This window comes from Streptomyces radicis (assembly GCF_003626575.1).
Taxonomy (GTDB): domain Bacteria; phylum Actinomycetota; class Actinomycetes; order Streptomycetales; family Streptomycetaceae; genus Streptomyces; species Streptomyces radicis.
Genome location: NZ_RBDY01000053.1, coordinates 1 through 21558, shown reverse-complemented (window position 1 = coordinate 21558; position 21558 = coordinate 1). Strand labels below are relative to the sequence as shown.

Below are 21558 nucleotides of genomic sequence, written 5' to 3'. Positions count from 1 at the left end.
CACCCAGAATCGCCAAAACACCGCGCACACCAAACAAGAACCCCGACACCTACCTCACAATCCCAAAGAACCCGCAAAACCCAAGGACAAAAACAAGACCACACAGCAACTACAGCACCACACCACACGGGCGAGGACCAGGCCGTGGACCTCGCGGGCACCATGGGATAACAGAAGCTTGGACACGGCGTGCATCTGCAGGCCGGTCGTGAAGACATCGTCCACGAGGAGGATCTTCTTGCCCCGGACGTCGGCCCGCACCTCGATCGCCCGAGCGTGCTCGAGAGCGGCGCTGCGTTTCGCGTCCCAAGTGGTGCCGGGCGCTTCAGGAGCGTGGTGGCGCGCTCGCGTTTCACGGAGGACCTCCGCTGGTCGATTCGGGGGCAGTGGCCTGCCTGGGGTTGCGGTTTCAGCGGGTCTGCGGTGGGACGGCTCGGGAGATGATCGTGCTGAGGGTCCCGGTGTAGGTGGTGCCCAGTTCGGTCACGGTTCCGGGGAAGGGGCCCGGGCCATGGCGCAGGGCGCTGACGTAGTTCTCGGGCAGGAGCACACGGTCGCCGACTTCGAGCGTGCCGGGGCCGCGCCAGCGGTATCCGTAGCCGTCGACGGTGACGGCCTGGTCTCCGTCGACCTCGAAACGGCGGTTCTGGGCGTCGAGTTCGTCCCGCAGGGTTCGTATCTGGCGCTCCAGGTGTTCGACCTGTGATGCCTCGGCGCGTTGTTGCCACTCCCGTTCTTGCTTCCGGCCGGTCTCAAGGCCGGTCCGGTATGCCTCGACGAGGGCCTTCTCGTGGTCGGTGGTGTGCAGTTTGCAGGCGAAGCCCGGGCCTGAGAACTGCGCACGGCAGGGGGTGCCGGCCTTGGTGGGCCGTCCGCAGGGCCGGTGGTGTACCTCTTCGAACACGGTTTCCTCACAGGGGGACTGAGAGCAGGTGGGTGGACGGCGCAACTACAGGGTGGTCGGCAGTGCGGTCACCGGCTGGGAAATCGCCTGGTGGATACAGGCAGGAGCGGTGAGGCCCGCCTGGATACAGGTCAAAGTGAGGAGTTGGAGGTAGCCCAGGGAGACCGGGCGTCCGGGGACCTTGCCGGTTGCCTGTTCGAAGCGCTGGAGTGTGACGGGCTTGATGCCCAGGTAGCCGGCGGCGTCGTGGAGATCGAGTCCTGCGACCTCGCGGGCTTTTCGGAGGGGTTCGGCGTTGTCGTGCCAGATCTGCGGCGCGGTCTCGGTGACGTCCCGGGCAACGGCTGCGCGGGCCGCGGAAAGGGCGGCCTGGACTCGGTCGGTACGGGGTCCGAGCAGGAACCGGGCGAGCCGGGCAGCAGAGACATTACGGTCGACGCCCTCGTTCCAGGGCCGGGATGCCTCTTCGTACACGCGGCCTCGGGCCGTGGCGCAGTCCTCACGCTCGCCGGATTCGGCGCCGTAGGTGCGGTGCAGGTCACTGGTGCAGGCCATCGTGCTGTCATTGGCGAGGTCCATCTCGCGGAACTCCTCGTCCGCCTCGATCCCTTCGATGACGTCCCGGACCTGCTGGCGTCCCTGCGGGGACAGCACGCTCGCGAGGGCTTCGGCGGCGGCCTGGGCTTCGGGCCGGCCGGCGGGCTCGAAGCCGCCGCCCCAGGCGTGGGATACGTCTTCTCCCTCCGCCTTCCGGAAGGCCACGTCGATGGCCTCCAAGGTGTGCGGGCTCCAGGCGTGCATCATCAGGATGATTTCCCGCCAAGAGCGTTGGGCGGCAGTCGGCGCAGTCTCCTGGGCGGGGCCGCTGCCGTGACGACGGGTTCCGGTGATCCAGTCGGTGAAGGTCTCGGGCCGCCCCGAGGCGGCCGGGTCTTGTTCTGCGAACCAGCGTGCCGCTCTCACGACGCACGCGTGCGCGTGCTGAATGGCGGCGTGCCAGCCGAACAGGGCTTGGCGGTAGTCGTCCACATGCCGGTCCTCGGCAAAGGTGCGGCTGTCCGTGCGGCAGTGCTGCGGGCATTGGGCCGCGTGCGCCCGGTACAGGGCGGCCCTGGTCTCAGGGAACGTCAGCAGGGCGGTATCCAGGTGCTCGTACCTGGGGCCGCGGTTGCGGCGCCTTTCGAGCCCGCGCTCGAGGAAGAGGTGGAAGCGAGGCTCTTCACGCCATTGGGCCGCGGCACTGCGGACGTGAAAGTCGCTCTGCCACGCTCCGGTCGCGATGACCTCCCGCAGCGCCGAGGCCACGTCCCGGCGTAGTGCCGCACCCCACGCGATCAGGACGGGCAGGCACTGAGGATCGCTCCGCAGAGCGGACATCACCAGATCGACGTCATCGTGACGGTGAAGATGGCGCTGGAACACGAACGCCCCCCATTGACGCAGCAGAACCAGTCCTGGCCCCTGTCGAGGACAGGGAGCGCAGTGCCCTCATCCTGCACCAGACCTCGGACATCCGGCACCGGAATCTGCCGGTCTGGTCAACTGGGCGCCGTGGGCGCGAGATCGCCCGTCTTTCACCAAGCGGCCCGACCCCGGTACCCCTCCCCCATCGTCACGACTGCACGATGCGAACCCCGGACGACAGAAGGTCTGCAGGACGACCAAACCGTCCGCCGTGCCTGCTCGAACGAGCACGTCGACCGCCGATTCCGGGAACTCCTCGACATCGTCAGCGGCTCAGGCTGACGCGTCCGGTGCCCGGACCACGCCAGGGACGGTCCCCCGGCACACTCTCCGCGACGCCAGGACCGTCGTACGGGGTGAGACCTCGCTGCTCGCCGCCGGCCAGCAGCGGGAAGAGGTCGTGCCCCCGGATGCCCGACCGGCAGGAGGCCAATGTCGTCCCCCTGCCCATCCCGCGACGCGAGGACAACAGCACATGATCGTGTGCCAGCCGGCTCTGCGGTGCGAGGCTCAGCAGAAAGCCTTGGAGAGCCCGGTCGCATCGCGTGTCATGGCTCGGCACGCGCGTGCACCGGCGTCCCTGACCTCTTTGCAATCCCTCGCGAGTGGACCCGCGTCTTCTCCATGGGTAAACGCATCGCCGCGCCCCGCCCCCCTGGGGCGTGACGCTTCTGACCAGCACAAAACCAGTAACCGCCATAACGGTCTGCACGAGAACGACATGCTCTTTCGGCAGTCATGTCAGACTGGCGGCCACCCCTTGGATGAGCCACTGACCAGCGCAAACTCTCCCCTCCGGCCCCGCAGGCAATACACAATCCCCTGCTGATCACCACCTTCCGAAAGATGACCAAACCTCCAGCTCACGGCCGGTCAAGCCGCGCCCCCCACCCCACCGCACCGGCCCCGCGTTCACGCGTCTGTCACAACGCCGCCACCGTCTCCTCCAGACCACGTCCCAACGGCACCTCCGGGCGCCACCCCGTCACCCCGCGGAACGCCGACGCGTCCACCACCACATCCCGGAAATCCGACACCTCCGCGTACTCCGGAGGCTCCACCGACACCACCGGAACCGCCGCGGCCCCCGTCCGCATCGCGACCAACGACGCCACCGTTCGGAACACATCACCCAACGGCGAGCCCACACCCGTGCCCAACACCCAATGCCTACCCGAGAGTTGCCCCACATGACCGACAGCGGCCACCACCGCCCGAGCGGCATCACGGACATGGAGCAGATCACGCCGCACCGAGCCGTCGTGCCACATCGTGATCGCCTCACCCGACAACGCGCGACCCGCCATCAACGACACCACCCCCTTGTCCCGCACCCCCGGATGGGAACCGGGACCGAACACCGTCGGCAGCCGCAACGAGGTACCACGGATCACCCCCGCCGCGGCGGCATCCAGCACCACCCGCTCCGCGGCCAGCTTCTGCCGGTCGTACTCCCCCTCGGGCTCATCGGGCTCGCTCCCGTCAAGCACCGACCTCGCGGACGGACCCACCTGGGAACACGCCCCCACGAACACCACCTTGGCAGCCGGGCGGTCCCGCAACGCCGCGACCAGGTCACGCACCAGACCCACGTTCACACGCTCAGCGCCCGAGTCCCCGTCCTCGATCCGCCACGACGACGAACCCGCGATGTAGGCGACCGAATGGATCACCACATCGGCGTCCACCACCGCCTCGGCCATCGCCCCCGGCACGGTCAGGTCCACGCCGTGGACCTCGATGTCGGCAACCGCGCCCGGCGGCACCACGGCCCTACGGCGGGAGACCGCGCGCACCCGCCAAGGACAACGAGCCAACTCCCCCAACACCGCGGAGCCCACGAAACCGGACGCGCCCAGCAACACGACCACAGGACGGTTCACAGAACCCCCTCCCTGTCCCGGCACAGCTGGAAATCCGCCAGCAGACCCCGCTCGGACGCCTCCCCCAGGGAAGGCGCCGACACATCACGCTCCGACAGCAGACCCGCGTCCACGTCCCCCACCGGCAGACCGATCTCGGGATCGAACGGGGAAACAGACAACTCATCCACCGCAACATAACGACCCGGCATCACATACACGATCACCGAACCCTCCTCACAAGCCAGAAAAGCATGACCCACACCAACAGGAATATGGACCGCGCGGGCGTTCTCCCCGCTCAGGTCGTTCTCCACCCAACGCCCGAACGTCGGGGAGCCCAGCCGTAGATCGACCAGAAAATCCCGCACCCTGCCATGGGGGCAGTACACGTACTTGGCCTTGCCCGGCGGCGTCGCCGTGAAATGAATGCCCCGCAGCACACCCGCCGCGGAGACGTTGTGGCTGATCTGGCCGACGGTGAACAACGGCCTACCCGACGCGCCCTCGAACGCCGCTCCCTCGAACGGGGTGGTGAACAGGCCCCGGTGGTCCTTGTACACCGGCGGTGTGAAAGAGAACGCGCCCGCTATCCCGAGCTTCTCGACATCCATGACCGCTCGCTCCCGCCTCTCAGAATCCGGCCAGCACATCCCGCAGGGCGCTGACCACCTTCTCCTGTGTGTCCTGCGGCAGCGACGGATACATCGGCAGGGAGAAGATCTCCTTCGCCAGCCGCTCCGTCACCGGCAGCGAACCCTCGCCATGACCGAGATACGCGAACCCGCTCATCGTGTGGACCGGCCACGGGTAGCTGATGTTCAACGCGATGTCGAACTGCTTCAGCGCCTCGATGATCTCCTCACGCCGGGGATGCCGCACCACATACACGTAGAACGCGTGCGTGTTGCCCTCGTTCACCGAGGGCAGCAGCAGACCTCCCTCGCCCGTGACATCGCCGAGCTGCTCCTCATACCGACGCGCCACCGCCTGACGACCCTCGAGATAGGCGTCCAGGCGAGTCAGCTTCCGGCGCAGGATCTCCGCCTGGACCTCGTCCAGGCGGGAGTTGTGGCCGGGAGAGCGGACCACGTAGTAGACCTTCTCCATGCCGTAGTAACGCAGTTGGCGCATCGCCTTCTGCACCTCGTCGGAGGAAGTGATCACCGCGCCGCCGTCGCCGTAGGCGCCGAGCACCTTGGTGGGGTAGAACGAGAACGCCGCGGCATCGCCCATCGACCCGGCGATCCGACCGTGGTGGCGGGCGCCGTGGGACTGGGCGCAGTCCTCGAGGATCTTCAGTCCGTGGCGTTCGGCCAGCCGCTCGAGGGGGGCCATGTCGACGCACTGGCCGTAGAGATGGACGGGCAGCAGCACCTTGGTCCGGGGCGTGATCGCGGCCTCGACCTGGTCGGTGTCCATCAGGAAGTCGTCCTCGCGGACATCGACGAAGACCGGGGTGGCACCCGCCCCGACGATGGCGACCACCGTGGGAGCGGCGGTGTTGGAGACGGTGATCACCTCGTCGCCTGGTCCGACGTCGAGGGCTTCGAGGGCGAGCTTGATCGCGTTCGTGCCGTTGTCGACACCGGTGCAGTGCGGCACGCCGTGGTAGGCGGCGAATTCGTTCTCGAAGCCGGTGACGCTCTGGCCCAGGACCAGCTGGCCGGATTCGAGGACGGTGGTGACGGCGTCGAGGATGTCCTCGCGTTCGCTGTCGTATTCCTTGAGATAGTCCCATACGCGGGTGGTCACGTTCTTCTCCTCCTGTGGATGTCAGACGATGTCCAGGGTGGGCAGTGGGAACACCATCTTTCCGCCGCGGGCCATGAATTCCGTTTCGCGTTCGAGGAATCCGGCGCGGTAGATCCACGGAAGCACCAGCAGCTGATCGGGGTTGAGGGCCTTGGCTTCTTCCTCCGTGACAACGGGAATTCCGCTGCCGGGTGAGAAGCTTCCGGCTTTCTCGGGGCTCACCTCGCCGATGCACGGAAGGTCGTCCTCGGTGAGGCCGCAGTACTGGAGGATCACATTGCCCTTGATCGATGCGCCGTAGCCGAGGGTCAACTTGCCTGCTCTGCGGGACGTCTCCAGGAAGTCGCGGAGCTGGTCGCGGTGGTCGCGGACGCGGGTGGCGAAGGCGTCGAAGGGCGCCATGGTGTCAAGGCCGCGGTCGGCTTCCTCCCGACGCAGGCGAGCGAGGGCTGCCTCGTCGACGGGGTAGCGGGTGGGGGACTTGGCGAGGATGACGCACAGGCTGCCGTTGTAGACCTCGGTGATCTCGGCGCGGATGACGGTGAGCCCGACCTGTTCGGCCATCCACTCGATCTGTTTGAGGGCGTACAGCTCCAGGTGCTCGTGGCACATGACGTCATAGGCGGTCGCGTCGAGCATCGAGGTGAGGTTGCTGACCTCGATCATCCACACACCGTCATCGGCCAGGATGGCGTGGACATCGCGCATGAAGCCGACCGGGTCGGGGAGGTTGTAGAACATCGCGATCGATGTGACGATCTTCGCCTTGCGGTCGCCGTAATGTTCCTGGAACGTCTCGCGGGTGAAGAAGTCAGGGATCAACTCGATGTGCGGAGGATAGAATTCGCGGAGCTTCTCCCCCGTGGGATCGACGCCCACCAGTGTGGGGCCGTTCTCCGGATACGCCTGGAGAAGTGTGGAGTCGTTGCTCCCGATGTCCAGGACGAGGTCGGTGGGCTCGAGGTCGACGACCGCGCTCACGGCTTCGACCTTGTTCCGCAGGTGGTTGACCATGTATGGGCGGATGCCGGAGCGGTATTCGTAACGGTCACCGTGGATGAGTGTGAGGTCGGCCGTATGACGAAGCTGGACGAGGCCGCAGCCGTCGGGTGAGCAGCGCACGAGATCGAGGGGGCCCATCGGAACCGCTTCGTCGCGGCCGCGGGGGAAGATGCTGGTGAGAGCCATGTTCCCCAGGTCGACGATGGGGAGGATGGTGCCGTTGCCGCAGGCGCGGCAGGCGGTGATGGTCGTCATGTGTTCTCCAACCGGCATGCGTGATTCCGCGGTCTCGGCGCACGTGGCTCGGGGCTGGGCGGATCACTTCCCGCCAGCAGTGTTGTGGATCGGTGGGTGTGGGGAGCACCCCTATCCGGCCGGTGGGGGCCCCTATCCGGCCGGGTGGAGGGGGTGGGGGTGTCAGGTGTCGAGGTCGCCGGGGGCTTTGCCGAGGGCGTCGTGGATGAAGGCGAAGATCTCCTCGTCGGAGGCGGAGTCGAGGTCGGTGGTGGGGGCGTGGGTGTCGGTGGTGTTGTTCCACTTGGCGGTGAGGGCGGTGAGGCGGGCGGTGATCTTGGTGCGGGTGAGGTTGTCGGGGGCGAGGGTGCTGAGGGCGGTGTCGAGGCGGTCGAGGTCGTCGAGGACGGATCCGCCTGGTTCGGGGGCGAGTTCGGTGCGGAGGTGGCGGGCGAGGGTGAGGGGGTTGGGCTGGTCGAAGACGATGGTGGCGGAGAGGCGGAGGCCGGTCTCCTTGGCGAGGCGGTTGCGGAGTTCGACGGCGGTGAGGGAGTCGAAGCCCATGTCGCGGAAGGCTCGGTCGGCGTCGACGGCGGTGGCGTCGGGGAGGCCGAGGGCGGCGGCTGCCTGGGTGCGGACGAGGTCGGTGAGGTGGCGTTCCTGGTCGGTCTCGTTCAGGCGGGCGAGGTCGTGGGTGAGGGCGGTGGCGTCGGTGGCGGGTTCGGGTTCGGCTCGGAGGAGGGCGCGGACCTCGGGGAGGCCGTCGAGGAGGGGCCGTGGGCGGGCGAGGGTGAAGCCGGGGACGAAGAGGGCCCAGTCCATGTCGGAGACGGTGACGCAGGTGTCGCGGTGTTCGATGGCTTGGTGGAGCGCGGTGACGGCGAGGTCGGGGTCCATGGTGCGGACGCCGCGTTTGGCGAGGTGTTCTTCGGCGCCTTCGCCGGTGGACATGCCGCCTCCGGCCCAGGCGCCCCAGGCGATGGAGGTGGCGGGGAGGCCGGTTGCCCTGCGGTGTTCGGCGAGAGCGTCGAGGTAGGCGTTGGCGGCGGCGTAGGCGGCTTGGTTGCCGCTGCCCCAGGTGGCGGCGATGGAGGAGAAGAGGACGAACGCGTCGAGGTCGCGGTGGCGGGTGAGTTCGTGGAGGTGGCGGGCGCCGTCGGCCTTGGCGGCGAGGGTGGCGGTGTATTCGGTGGGGTGGGTGTGGGTGAGGGCGGTGACCTGGGGGATGCCGGCGGTGTGGATGACGGCGGTGACGGGGGTGCCGGCGGTGTCGAGGTCGTCGAGGAGGGTGGCGATGGCGGTGCGGTCGGCGGTGTCGCAGGCGGCGATGGTGACATGGGTGCCGAGTGCGGTGAGTTCTTCGGTGAGTTGGTGGGCGCCGGGGGCGTCGGGGCCTCGCCTGCTGGTGAGGACGAGGCGGGGGGCTCCGGTGCGGGCGAGCCAGCGGGCGACGTGGGTGCCGAGGGCGCCGGTGCCGCCGGTGACGAGGACGGTGCCGCGGGGGGTGAACGGGGTGGTGGGCCCGGTGAGAGGGGCGCGGGTGAGGCGGCGGGTGAAGAGGCCGCCGGGGCGGATGGCGAGCTGGTCCTCGGTGCCGGTGAGGGCGCCGGCGAGGCGTTCGGTGGTGCGTTCGTCGGGGGTGGGGGGGACGTCGATGAGTCCGCCCCAGCGGTCGGCGTGTTCGAGTCCGATGACGCGGCCGAGGCCCCAGACGGTGGCTTGGTCGGGGGTGGTGAGGGGGTCGGTGGGGCCGACGGAGACGGCGCCGGTGGTGAGGAGCCAGAGGGGGGCGTCGACGGTGGCGTCGCCGAGGGCTTGGGCGAGGGCGGCGGTGGCGAGGCCGGGGTCGTCGTCGAGGGCGAGGAGGGAGAGGACGCCGCGGTAGGTGGTGCCTTTGATGCGGGTGGCGAGGGTGTCGCGGTCGGTGCCGTGGGTGGTGCGGAGGCGGGTGACGGTGGCGCCGTGGCGGGTGAGGAGGGTGGCGGCGGTGTCGACCCAGGGGTGGTCGCCGCGGTGGACGAGGAGCCAGGGGCCTGTGAGGGTGGGTGTGGGGGTTTCGGGGGCGGGGGTCCAGTGGGTGCGGTAGCGCCAGGAGTCGAGGACGGTGTCGCGTCGGCGGCCGCGGTGCCATTGGGCGAGGGCGGGCAGGACGGCGTCGAGGTGGTCCTCGGGGAGGGAGAGGGTGGTGGCGAGGGTGGTGGTGTCGTGGTTCTCGACGGCGTTCCAGAAGGTGTCGTCGGGGGCGGTGTCGGTGGTGGGGGTCTGGGGGGTGGGGGTGAGGTCGGGCCAGTAGCGGGCGCGTTGGAAGGCGTAGGTGGGGAGGTCGGCGGTGGTGGCGCCGGTGCCGTCGAAGAGGGTGGGCCAGTGGGGTGAGGTGCCGCGGGTGTGGAGGGTGGTGAGTGCGGTGATGAGGCTTTCGGGTTCGGGGTGGTTCGCGCGGAGGGTGGGGGTGCCGTCGACGAGGGCGGAGAGGACGGCGTCGGGGCCGATCTCGAGGAAGGTGGTGACGGCTTCGGCGCGTAGTTGTTCGACGGCGTCGTGGAAGCGGACGGTGTCGCGGACGTGGGTGACCCAGTAGGTGCCGTCGATGGTGTCGGGGAGGCCGGCGATGGGGATGCGGGGCCGGTGGTGGGTGAGGGTGGTGGCGATGGCGCCGAACTCTTCCAGCATGGGGTCCATGCGGTGGGAGTGGAACGCGTGGCTGACGGTGAGCCGCTTGTGCTTCCAGCGCTGGGCCAGGGCCAGGACCGCCTGCTCGTCGCCGGAGAGGACCACGGAGTCGGGGCCGTTGACCGCCGCGATGTCGACCCTGTCGGTCAGCAGCGGGAGCACCTCGGATTCGGGGGCCTGGACGGCGGCCATGGCGCCGCCTTCGGGGAGGGCGCCCATGAGGCGGCCGCGGGCGGCGATGAGGGTGCAGGCGTCTTCGAGGGTGAGGACGTCGGCGACGTGGGCGGCGGCGATCTCGCCGATGGAGTGGCCCGCGAGGTGGTCGGGGCGGATGCCGAAGGATTCGACGAGGCGGTAGAGGGCGACTTCGACGGCGAAGAGGGCGGGTTGGGCGTATTCGGTGCGGTTGAGGAGGGAGGCGTCGTCGCCGAAGACGACGTCGCGGACGGTGCCGCCGAAGCGGGCGCAGACGGTGTCGAACGCCTCGGCGTAGGTGGGGAAGGTGTCGTACAACTCGCGGCCCATGCCGAGGCGTTGGCTGCCCTGGCCGGTGAAGAGGAACGCGGTCCTGCCGGCGACGGGTTGGCCTTCGACGGGGGCGTCGCCGCGCATGACGCGGCGGAGTCCTGCGGCGAAGGCGTCGCGGTCGGTGGCGACGATGGCGGCGCGGTGTTCGTGGTGGGTGCGGGTGGTGGCGAGGGAGAGGGCGATGTCGTGGGTGGGGGTGGTGGTGCGGGCGAGGTGGGCTTCGAGTTTGGCGGCCTGGGAGCGGAGGGCTTCGGGGGTCTTGGCGGAGAGGAGCCAGGGCAGGGGGTGGCGGGGGGCCGGGGTGTGGTCGGGGGTGGTGGCCGGGGTGTCGTCGGGGGCCTGTTCGATGATGGCGTGGGCGTTGGTGCCGCTCATGCCGAACGAGGAGACGCCGGCGCGGCGTGGGCGGTCGGAGGTCCAGGGCCTGGCCTCGGTGAGGAGGGCGACGGCGCCGGCGGACCAGTCGACGTGGGGTGACGGCTCGTCGAGGTGGAGGGTCTTGGGGAGGGTGGCGTGGTGGAGGGCCATGACGGTCTTGATGACGCCGCCGACGCCGGCCGCGGCCTGGGTGTGGGCGATGTTGGACTTCAACGAGCCGAGCCACAGGGGGTGTTGGGGGTCGCGGTCCTGGCCGTAGGTGGCGATGACGGCTTGGGCCTCGATGGGGTCGCCCAGGGTCGTTCCCGTGCCATGGGCCTCGACGGCGTCGATGTCGGCGGGTGCGAGGCCGGCGTCGGCGAGGGCGGCGCGGATGACGCGTTGTTGGGAGGGGCCGTTGGGGGCGGTGAGGCCGTTGGAGGCGCCGTCCTGGTTGACGGCGGTGCCGCGGACGACGGCGAGGATCCGGTGGCCGTTGCGGCGGGCGTCGGAGAGGCGTTCGAGCAGGAGCATGCCGGCGCCTTCGCCCCATCCGGCGCCGTCGGCGTCGGCGGAGAACGACTTGCAGCGGCCGTCGGGTGACAGGGCGCGTTGACGGGAGAACTCGACGAATCCGACGGGGGTTGACAGCACGGTGACGCCGCCGGCGAGGGCGAGGGAGCACTCGCCGTTGCGGAGGGCCTGGACGGCGAGGTGGAGGGTGACCAGGGAGGAGGAGCAGGCGGTGTCGACGGTGACGGCGGGGCCTTCGAGGCCGAGGGTGTAGGAGACGCGGCCCGAGAGGACGCTGGGTGAGTTGCCGGTGGAGACGTAGCCCTCGAAGTCGGAGCTGTTGGTGGCGGCGGCGAGGAGGGCGCCGTAGTCCTGGTAGGTGACGCCCGCGTAGACGCCGGTGCCGGAGCCGCGGAGGGTGGTGGGGTCGATGCCGGCGCGTTCGACGGCTTCCCATGAGGTCTCGAGGAGGAGGCGCTGCTGGGGGTCCATGGCGAGGGCCTCGCGGGGGGAGATGCCGAAGAATCCGGCGTCGAACTGCGAGGCGTCGTGCAGGAATCCGCCTTCCGAGGTGTAGCTGGTGCCGGTGCGTTCGGGGTCGGTGTCGTAGAGGGCTTCGAGGTCCCAGCCGCGGTCGGCGGGGAAGCCGGTGACGCCGTCGCGGCCTTCGGCGACGAGGTCCCAGAGGTCTTCGGGGGTGCGGACGCCGCCGGGGTAGCGGCAGCCCATGCCGACGATGACGATGGGCTCGTCGTCGCGGGCGCGGGGGGTGGCCGCGGCGGGGGTGTCGGTGTCGGTGCGTCGTGCGACGAGGTCGTGGAGGTGGTCGGCGAGGGCGAGGGCCGAGGGGTAGTCGAAGACGAGGGTGGCGGGCAGGGTCACGCCGGTGGTGGCGGTGAGGCGGTTGCGGAGCTCGACGGCGGTGAGAGAGTCGAAGCCCAGGTCGCGGAAGGCACGGCCTGGTTCGACCGGGCCGGGGGTGGCGTGGCCGAGGACGGCGGCGGCTTCGGTGCGGACGAGGTCGACCAGGGCGGCCCGGATCTCCTGGTCGCCGAGCCCGGCGAAGCGTTCGGCGAGGGCGGCGGCGCCGTTGTCCTGGTGGGATGGGGTGGCGAGCGCGTCGGCGGCGTCGGGCAGGTCGGCGAGCAGGGGGCTGGTCCGCACGGCGGTGAACAGGGGTGCGAAACGTGCCCAGTTGACGTCGGCGACCGTGGTGGCGGCGGCGTCGCGGCCCAGGGCGTGGCCGAGTTCGGCGAGCGCGAGGTCGGGGGCGAGGGAGTGGATGCCCTGGTCGCGCAGCCGGTCGGCGTCCAGGGGGCTGTCGTCGGTGCGCCAGGGCGCGAACGCGACGGCGGTGGCGGGCAGTCCGCGGGCGCGGCGGGCGTGGACGACGGCCTCGGCGGCGGCGTTGGCGGCCGCGTAGGCGCCCAGCTCGGGGGTGCCCCAGGTGGCGGCGATGGAGGAGAACACCACGAACGCGTCGAGGGTGTCGCCGAGCAGCCTGTCGAGGTGGGCGGCGGGGGCGGCCTTGGCGGCCATGACCTCGGCGAGGCGCTGTGGGGTGAGCGCGGCGAGGGGCGCGGGGTCGTAGAGGCCGCCGGTGTGGAGGACGGCGCGCACGGGGGTGCCTTCGGCGGCGAGCCGGGTGATGAGCCGTTCGGCGAGGTCGGGGGCGGGGTCGTCGAGGGTGACGACGCGGTCGGCGCCTTGGGCGATGAGCCAGTCGCCGACCAGGGCGCCGAGGGCTCCGCCGGTGATGAGCACGGTGCCGGTGGGGTGCCAGGGGCCGGTCTCCGGGTTGACGTCGGGGTTGACGCGGGGGTGGGTGTCGGTGGCGGTGGCGCGGGTGAGGCGGCGGGCCAGGGTGCCGGTGGGGCGGATGGCGACCTGGTCCTCGCCGCGGCCCGCGAGAGCGGCGAGCAGGCGGGCCGGGGCGCGGTCGTCCCAGGTGGCGGGCAGGTCGATCAACCCGCCCCAGCGCTGGGGGTGTTCGAGGGCCGCGACGCGGCCGAGGCCCCAGACGGCGGCGTGGCGTGGGTCGGGCGCGGGGTCGTCGTGGCCGGTGGTGACGGCGCCGCGGGTGAGGCACCACAGGGGGGCGTCGATGCCCGCGTCGCCGAGGGCCTGGAGGAGGGCGACGACGACGGCCGGGTCGGGGTCGGCGACGAGGACGCCGTCGGCCGGGGTGAGCGCGGACGCGGCGTCGATGCGGCGGATGTCGGCGCCGCCGCCGGTGAGCGCGGGCAGGCAGGGGTGGCCGTCGGGGGCCGAGACGAGCCAGGTGCCGGAGAGCCGTGCGTGGGGGAGGTCGGGCAGGGGCTGCCAGCGTTCGCGGTAGCGGTTGCCGGTGGTCTCGTGCGTGAACGTCGGCCAGTAACGCTGGCGTTGAAAGGCGTAGGTGGGCAGGTCGACGGGGCGGGCGTCGGTGCCGTCGAACAGGGGTGCCCAGTCGATCGTCAGGCCCGCGGAGTGCAGGCGGCCGAGGGCGGTGAGGAGGGTCTCGGGCTCGGGGCGGTTCTTGCGGAGGGTGGGGGTGCCGTCGGCCAGGGCGGAGAGGACGCCGTCGGGGCCGATCTCGAGGAAGGTGCCGACGCCGTCGGCGCGCAGCTGCTCCAGGGAGTCGTGGAAGCGGACGGCGTCGCGGACGTGCCGGACCCAGTAGTCGGCGTCGGCGGTCTCCGGCTGGCCCACGATGGGGAGTTGGGCCGGGTGGTAGGTCAACGTCTCGGCCACCGTGCGGAATTCGTCCAGCATCGGGTCCATGCGGTGGGAGTGGAACGCGTGGCTGACCGCGAGGCGCTTGTGCTTCCAGCCCTGGGCCAGGGCCAGCACGGCGTCCTCGTCGCCGGAGAGGACGGTCGAGTCGGGGCCGTTGACCGCCGCGATGTCGATGCCCTCGGTCAGCAGCGGCAGCACCTCGGACTCGGGGGCCTGCACCGCGATCATCGCACCGCCCTCAGGGAGGGCGCCCATCAGGCGGCCGCGGGCCGCGACGAGGGTGCAGGCGTCCTCCAGGGACAGCACCCCGGCGAGGTGCGCGGCGGCGATCTCGCCGATCGAGTGACCGGCGAGGAAGTCCGGGTGGACGCCGAAGGATGCGACCAGGCGGTGGAGGGCGACCTCGACCGCGAACAGGGCGGCCTGGGTGTACTCGGTGCGGTTGAGCAGGTCGGCGTCCTCGCCGAACACGACGTCGCGCAGGGGGCGTTGGAGATGGGCGTCCAGGTGCGCGCACACGGCGTCGAACGCATCCGCGTAGACGGGGAACGCCTCGTACAACTCCCGTCCCATGCCGGGGCGTTGGCTGCCCTGGCCGGAGAACAGGAACGCCAGGCGGCCGGGTGTGCCGGTCGTGGGCGCGCCGTCGCGGGCGAGTGCCGCGAGGCCGGTGAGGGCGGTGGCGCGGTCGGGGGCGACGACGACGGCGCGGTCGTCGAGGGCGACGCGGCCGGTCGTGGTGGTGAGGGCGACGTCGGCCGGGCGCAGCTCGGGGTCGGCGGTCCAGTGGTCGAGCAGCCGGGCGGCCTGGGCGCGCAGGGCGGCGGGGCCACGGCCCGAGATGACGATGGGGGCGGCCGGAAGTGCGCGGGTGGGGGCGGGAGTTGAGAGCTCGTCGTCGGTGGTGGTCTCGAGGAGCACATGGGCGTTGGTGCCGCTGATGCCGAACGAGGACACGCCGGCGCGGCGCGGGCCCTCCGTCGCCCATGCGCGGGCGTCGGTGAGCAGCTCGACGGCGCCGGTCGACCAGTCGACGTGCGGGGTGGGTTCGTCGATGTGGAGGCTGGGCGGCATGATGCCGTGGCGCATGGCCATGACCATCTTGATGACGCCCGCGACGCCCGCGGCGGCCTGGGTGTGGCCGATGTTGGACTTCACCGAGCCGAGAAACAGCGGGCGTTGGGGGTCGCGGTCCTGGCCGTAGGTGGCGAGGAGGGCCTGGGCCTCGATGGGGTCGCCGAGGGTCGTTCCCGTGCCATGGGCCTCGACGGCGTCGATGTCGGCGGGTGTGAGTCCGGCGTTGTCGAGGGCGGCGCGGATGACGCGTTGCTGGGAGGGGCCGTTGGGGGCGGTGAGGCCGTTGGAGGCGCCGTCCTGGTTGACGGCCGAGCCGCGGACGGTCGCGAGGACCCGGTGGCCGTTGCGGCGGGCGTCGGAGAGGCGTTCGAGGAGCAGGAGTCCGGCGCCCTCGCCCCAGCCTGTGCCGTCGGCGGCGCCCGCGAACGACTTGACCCGGCCGTCGGGGGCGAGGCCGCGCTGGCGGCTGAAGTCGAGGAAGGTGCCGGGGGTCGACATGACGGTGGCGCCGCCCGCGATGGCGAGGGAGCACTCGCCGTTGCGGAGCGCCTGGGCGGCCAGGTGCAGGGCGACCAGGGAGGAGGAGCAGGCGGTGTCGACGGTGACGGCGGGGCCTTCGAGGCCGAGGGTGTAGGAGAGGCGGCCCGAGAAGACGGCGGCGGCGTTGCCGGTGCCGATGTAACCCTCCACGCTCTCCTCGCCGTTGAGGAGCATCGGGACGTAGTCCTGGCCGTTGGTCCCGGCGAAGACGCCGGTGTCGCTGCCGCGGAGGGTGGTCGCGTCGATGCCCGCGCGCTCGAGCAACTCCCAGGCGGTTTCGAGGAGGACGCGCTGCTGGGGGTCCATGGCCAGCGCCTCGCGGGGGCTGATGCCGAAGAACGCGGGGTCGAACTGGTCCGCGTCGTGCAGGAATCCGCCCTCGCGGGCGTAGGTGGTGCCCTGCCGATCGGGGTCGGGGTCGTAGAGGGCGTCGACGTCCCAGCCTCGGTTGACGGGCAGGGCGGTGATGGCGTCGCGGCCTTCGGCGACCAACTCCCAGAGATCTTCCGGGGAGTGGACGCCGCCGGGGAAGCGGCAGCTCATCGCGACGATGGCGATCGGCTCGTCGGTGGTGGGGCGTTGGGGCGGGGCGGCGTCAACGGCCGTGGTGCGGCCGAGGAGTTCGGCGAGGAGGTGGGTGGCGAGGGCGGTGGGGGTGGGGTGGTCGAAGACGAGGGTGGCGGGCAGGCGCAGGCCGGTCAGGGCGGTGAGGCGGCCACGCAGCTCGACGGCGGTGAGCGAGTCGAAGCCCACGTCCCGGAAGGCGCGGCCCGGTTCGACGGCGGCGGTGTCGGCGTGGCCGAGGACGGCGGCGGCCTCGGTGCGGACGAGGGTGATGAGGTGGCGTTCGCGTTCCCCGGCGGGGAGGGCGGCGAGGCGCGTGGCGAGCTCGGTGCCGTGCTCGCCGGTCGCGGGGGTCTCCAGGCTGTCGCGCGCCTCGGGGATGTCGTCGAACAGCGGCCGGTGGCCGGTGGCGGTGAAGGCGGGGGCGAGGACGGACCAGTCGACGTCGGCGACGGTCAGGCACGTCTGGTCCTCGTCCAGCGCGCGCTGGAGCGCGGCGACGGCGAGCCGCGGGTCGAGGGCGCGCAGGCCGCGCCTGCGGAGGGTGTCGCCCTCGGCGAGCGCCATGCCGCCGCCGGACCAGGGGCCCCAGGCGATCGATGTCGCGGCCAGGCCGCGGGCGCGGCGGTGGGTGGCGAGGCCGTCGAGGAACGCGTTGGCCGCGGAGTAGGCGGCTCCGGCGCCGCTGCCCCACACGCCCGCGATGGAGGAGAAGAGGACGAACGCGTCCAACTCCCGTTCCCCCAGCAGCTCGTCGAGGTGGGCGGCGCCGTGGGCCTTGGCGGCCATGACGTCGTTGAGCTCGTCGGCGGTGAGGTCGGCGAGGACGGTGCTGCGGCTGATCCCGGCGGCGTGGACGACGGCCGTGAGGTCGGGGAGCCCGTCGATGAGTGCGGCGAGGGCGGCGCGGTCGGTGACGTCGCAGGCGGCGGGCTCGACCCCGGCGGGTAGCCCGGAGGCGGCGCCGCTCCGGCTGGCGAGCACGACGCGGGTGGCGCCCTTGCCGATCAGCCAGGTGGCGACCTCGCGGCCGAGCGCTCCGGTGCCGCCGGTGACCAGGACGGTGCCGCGGGGCGTCCAGCTCGCGCCGCCGGTGACGGCCTCGCGCGGGGCGCGGACGAGGCGGCGGAGGAAGACGCCGGTGGGGCGGATGGCGACCTGGTCCTCGGTGCCGGTGAGGACGGCGGCCAGGCGGGCGGCCGCGCGCTGGTCGAGCCGCTCGGGCAGGTCGATGAGGCCGCCCCAACTCCGGGGCTGCTCAAGGGCGATGACGCGGCCGAGGCCCCACAGCGCGGACTGCCAGGGGTCGCCGAGGGGGTCGGAGCGGCCGGTGGAGACGGCTCCCGTGGTGACGATCCAGAGGGGGATCTCGAGGCCGCGCACCAGCTGGGCCGTGGCGGCGGCATCGGTCAGCAGGGACAGCACGGCGGTCGCGGAGGCCAGGTCGGGCAGGGCGTCGGGCGTGGCGATGTCGGTGTCGACGCCGTGCTCGGCGAGCGCGCGGGCGAGCTCGGCGGCGCGGTCGTCGGCGCGGTCGGAGCCGGGGGGCGCGACGATGACCCAGCGGCCCGTGAGGGGGGTGGCGGCGGGGGCCTCGGACTGGGGCTTCCAGACGACGCGGTAGCGCCAGGAGTCGAGCTCGGACTCCTCGCGACGGCGGCGCCGCCAGGTGGCGAGGGCGGGGACGAGGGTGCCGAGGTCGCCCGCGTCGAGGTCGAGCGTGGCGGCGAGCTCGTCGGCGTCCTCGCGCTCGATGGCCTCCCAGAAGGCGGTCTCGACGGTGTCGGCCGCGGGGCCTCCGGCGAGGGTGGTGAACGAGGTGGGCCAGTGGCGCTGGTGCTGGAAGGCGTAGGTGGGGAGCGGGACGCGGCGGGCACCCGTGCCGTTGTAGAACGCTCCCCAGTCAACGCTCACACCGGTGGTGTGGAGGGTGGCCAGGGCGGTGAGGAGCGACTCCACCTCCGGGCGGTCCTTGCGGAGGGTCGGCGTTCCCTCGGCCATCGCCGACAGCACACCGTCGGGACCGATCTCAAGGAACGCGTCCACGCCGTCGGCCCGCAGCTGCTCCACGGCGTCGTGGAAGCGGACCGCCTCGCGGACATGGCGGACCCAGTACTCGGCGTCCACGCTCTCCGGCTGGCCCGCGATGGGGAGTTGGGCCGGGTGGTAGGTGAGGGTGTCGGCGATGGCCCGGAAGTCCTCGAGCATCGGGTCCATCAGGTGCGAATGGAACGCATGGCTCACCGCGAGCCGCTTGTGCTTCCACCGCTCGGCCAGGGCCAGGACGGCATCCTCGTCGCCGGAAAGAACGGTCGAGTCGGGGCCATTGACCGCCGCCACGTCAACCCCTTCGGCCAGCAGCGGCAGCACCTCGGACTCGGGGGCCTGGACGGCGACCATCGCACCGCCCTCGGGCAGCGCACCCATCAGACGACCACGCGCCGCCACCAACGTGCACGCGTCCTCCAGGGACAGCACCCCGGCGACATGGGCGGCCGCGATCTCGCCGATCGAGTGACCCGCCAGGAACTCCGGCCTGACGCCCCAGGATTCGAGCAGCCGGTAGAGCGCCACCTCGACCGCGAACAGCGCCACCTGCGTGTACTCGGTCCGGTTGAGGAGGTCCGCGTCCTCGCCGAACACCGCGTCCCTGACCGGGAGTTCGAAGCGCTCACCGATCGCGTCGAACGCCTCCGCGTACACCGGGAAGGTCTCGTACAACTCCCGGCCCATGCCGAGCCGTTGACTCCCCTGGCCCGAGAACAGGAACGCCAGGCGCCGTTCCCCCTCGGCCGTGCCGCGCACGACACCCGCGGCGGAGCGGCCCTCGGCGAGCGCGTTGAGACCGGCGGTGAGGGCGTCGCGGTCGCCCGCGACGACGACGGCGCGGTGTTGCAGCGCGGCGCGGCCCGTGGCGGTGGAGTAGGCGAGGTCGCCGATCGAGTCGTTCGCCGTTTCCAGGAGCCGCGCGGCCTGTGCGGTGAGCGCCGCGGCACTGTGGGCGGAGATCAGCACGGGGTAGGTGCCGGGCCGGGCGCCGGTCGGCGCCTCGATGTCCTCGTCGGCGGTGGGCGCCTCCTCGACGATCAGGTGCGCGTTGGTGCCGCTCATCCCGAACGACGACACGCCCGCGCGGCGCGGCCCCCGCGCCTCCCAGGGGCGGGCCTCCGTCAGCAGCTCGACCGCGCCCGCCGACCAGTCGACGTGCGGCGTGGGCTCGTCGACGTGCAGCGTCTTGGGGAGGAGGCCGTTCCGCATCGCCATGACGACCTTGATGATGCCGCCGACGCCGGATGCGGATTGGGTGTGGCCGATGTTGGTCTTCAACGAGCCGAGGGCGAGGGGTGTTTGGCGGTTCTGGCCGTAGGTGGCGAGGAGGGCCTGGGCCTCGATGGGGTCGCCCAGGGTCGTTCCCGTGCCATGGGCCTCGACGAGGTCGACATCGGCGGTGGACAGCCCGGCGTTGGCGAGGGCCTGGCGGATGACGCGCTGCTGGGATGGGCCGTTGGGGGCGGTGAGGCCGTTGGACGCGCCGTCGGAGTTGACAGCCGAGCCACGGACGACGGCCAGGACGGGGTGGCCGTTGCGGCGGGCGTCGGAGAGGCGTTCGACCAGGAGGAGGCCGACGCCCTCGCCCCACCCCGTGCCGTCGGCCGCCGCCGCGAACGCCTTGCAGCGGCCGTCGGCGGCCAGGCCGCGCTGGCGGGAGAACTCGATGAAGGTGCCCGGGGTTGACATGACGGTCACACCGCCCGCGAGGGCGAGGGTGCACTCGCCCTGGCGGAGCGCCTGCACGGCCAGGTGCAGGGCGACGAGGGACGAGGAGCACGCGGTGTCGACCGTCACCGAGGGGCCTTCGAGGCCGAAGGTGTAGGAGAGCCGCCCTGAGACGACGCTGGCGGCGTTGCCGGTGCCGAGGTGGCCGCCGAGCTCGTCCTCGGCGAACATCAACAGGGTGGCGTAGTCCTGGCTGTTGGTGCCGACGAAGACGCCGGTGCGGCTGCCGCGCAGCCCGGCCGGGTCGATCCCGGCGCGTTCGGCGGCTTCCCACGCCGTTTCGAGGAGGAGTCGCTGCTGCGGGTCCATGGCAAGGGCCTCGCGGGGCGAGATGCCGAAGAACGCGGGGTCGAACTCCGTTGCCTCGTGCAGGAATCCGCCCATGCGGGTGTAGCTGGTGCCCGCGCTCGCGGGGTCGGGGTCGTAGAGCGACTCGACGTCCCAGCCGCGGTCGGTGGGGAATTCGGTCATGGCGTCGCGGCCTTCGGCGACCAACTCCCAGAGATCTTCCGGGGAGTGGACGCCGCCGGGGTAGCGGCACGCCATGCCGACGATCGCGATCGGCTCCTGGTCGCGCGCCTCGACCTCCTGGAGGCGCGCGCGAGTGCTGTGGAGATCCGCCGACACGCGCTTGAGGTAGTCGAGCAGCTTCTCTTCATTCGTGGGCATTGTTGCTATCCACCAAACGCAATCGGGAGGTCGTGCCGCATCAGGAGAGGCCGAGCTCGCGGTCGATGAAGTCGAACACCTCGTCGGAGGTGGCCGAGTCAAGTTTTTCGGCGATGCCGCCGGGCTCTTCTGTCTCCTCGCTTGTCCACTGGGCGAGGAGTGTGCGCAGCCGCACGGTGACGCTGGCGCGCTCGGAGTGCTCGAGGGCAGCGCCGGAGAGCAGGTCGGCCAGCCGGTCGAGCTCGGTCAGCACCGGGACGGCGGAGGTTTCGTGGCCTCCGTCGAGTGCGGCGAGGAGGTGCTGGGTGAGCGCGGCCGGTGTGGGGTGGTCGAACACCAGCGTGGCGGGCAGGGTGAGCCCGGTGACGGTGGTCATGGCGTTGCGCAGCTCGACGGCGGTGAGCGAGTCGAAGCCCATGTCGCGGAACGCGCGGCTCGCCGCGACGTTGGTCGTGTCGGGGTGTCCGAGGACGCGGGCGGCCTCGGCGCAGACGAGCCCATTGAGGTGGCGTTCGCGATCGGCCGGGGTGAGGGCGGCGAGGGTGGCCGCCAGCTCGGTGCCGTTGTCGCCTGGGCCGCTGTCGCCCTGTGTGGCCGTGGAGTTGAGGGCCTGTCGCACCTCGGGTAGTTCGGCGATCAACGGGCGTGGCCTCGCCGCCGTGAAGGCGGGGGCGAAGACGGACCAGTCGACATCCGCGACCGTCAGACACGTCAGGTCCTCATCCAACGCACGCTGAAGCGCGGCGATGGCCACCTCAGGAGCCAGGGAACGCAGACCACGACGCCGCAGCCCATCCCCCTCCGCCTCCGCCATACCCCCGCCACCCCACGGACCCCAGGCGATCGACGTCGCCGTCAGACCACGCGCACGACGACGCTCCGCCAGACCATCCAGGAACGCGTTCGCCGCCGAATACGCACCGC

9 protein-coding genes and 1 pseudogene are annotated in these 21558 nt (G+C 71.5%); all 10 read right to left on the bottom strand.

Going from position 1 to position 21558, the window contains the following annotated elements; translation table 11 throughout:
* Window positions 1-54: 54 nt before the first annotated feature.
* Window positions 55-267 carry a ComF family protein gene (locus tag D7318_RS35110; RefSeq protein WP_408055567.1) on the bottom strand — a complete coding sequence of 71 codons (213 nt, stop codon included), beginning with the start codon at window positions 265-267 and terminating at the stop codon, window positions 55-57.
* A gap of 142 nt (window positions 268-409) precedes the next feature.
* Window positions 410-904 (bottom strand): hypothetical protein, encoded by a 495-nt coding sequence (locus D7318_RS31775; protein ID WP_120700717.1) that lies wholly within the window; start codon window positions 902-904, stop codon window positions 410-412.
* A gap of 45 nt (window positions 905-949) precedes the next feature.
* Window positions 950-2326 (bottom strand): helix-turn-helix domain-containing protein, encoded by a 1377-nt coding sequence (locus tag D7318_RS31770; protein WP_120700716.1) that lies wholly within the window; start codon window positions 2324-2326, stop codon window positions 950-952.
* 965 nt (window positions 2327-3291) lie between these two features.
* Complete coding sequence (locus D7318_RS31765; protein WP_120700719.1) at window positions 3292-4233, bottom strand: NAD-dependent epimerase/dehydratase family protein; 942 nt, start codon at window positions 4231-4233, stop codon at window positions 3292-3294.
* Window positions 4234-4247: 14 nt separating this feature from the next.
* Window positions 4248-4844, bottom strand: a complete 597-nt coding sequence (locus D7318_RS31760; protein ID WP_120700715.1) for a dTDP-4-dehydrorhamnose 3,5-epimerase family protein — start codon at window positions 4842-4844, stop codon at window positions 4248-4250.
* A 19-nt stretch (window positions 4845-4863) separates the two neighbouring features.
* The gene (locus D7318_RS31755; protein ID WP_120700714.1) at window positions 4864-5985 is read right to left on the bottom strand and encodes a DegT/DnrJ/EryC1/StrS family aminotransferase; all 1122 of its coding nucleotides are present in this window, start codon (window positions 5983-5985) and stop codon (window positions 4864-4866) included.
* 21 nt (window positions 5986-6006) lie between these two features.
* Window positions 6007-7242 carry a class I SAM-dependent methyltransferase gene (locus tag D7318_RS31750; RefSeq protein WP_120700713.1) on the bottom strand — a complete coding sequence of 412 codons (1236 nt, stop codon included), beginning with the start codon at window positions 7240-7242 and terminating at the stop codon, window positions 6007-6009.
* A 162-nt stretch (window positions 7243-7404) separates the two neighbouring features.
* The gene (locus D7318_RS34710; protein WP_120700712.1) at window positions 7405-20634 is read right to left on the bottom strand and encodes a type I polyketide synthase; all 13230 of its coding nucleotides are present in this window, start codon (window positions 20632-20634) and stop codon (window positions 7405-7407) included.
* Between the two features lie 40 nt (window positions 20635-20674).
* Window positions 20675-21448, bottom strand: a complete 774-nt coding sequence (locus D7318_RS31740) for an acyl carrier protein (RefSeq protein WP_120700711.1) — start codon at window positions 21446-21448, stop codon at window positions 20675-20677.
* Window positions 21449-21469: 21 nt separating this feature from the next.
* Window positions 21470-21558, bottom strand: a pseudogene (locus tag D7318_RS35105) (KR domain-containing protein); the annotation flags it as partial.

Bases quoted from the DNA above. Each gene is read 5' to 3' on its own strand.
- D7318_RS31760 (WP_120700715.1), bottom strand. From the start codon at position 4,844: ATGGATGTCGAGAAGCTCGGGATAGCGGGCGCGTTCTCTTTCACACCG.
- D7318_RS31740 (WP_120700711.1), bottom strand. From the start codon at position 21,448: ATGGCGGAGGCGGAGGGGGATGGGCTGCGGCGTCGTGGTCTGCGTTCC.
- D7318_RS31750 (WP_120700713.1), bottom strand. From the start codon at position 7,242: ATGACGACCATCACCGCCTGCCGCGCCTGCGGCAACGGCACCATCCTC.
- D7318_RS34710 (WP_120700712.1), bottom strand. From the start codon at position 20,634: ATGCCCACGAATGAAGAGAAGCTGCTCGACTACCTCAAGCGCGTGTCG.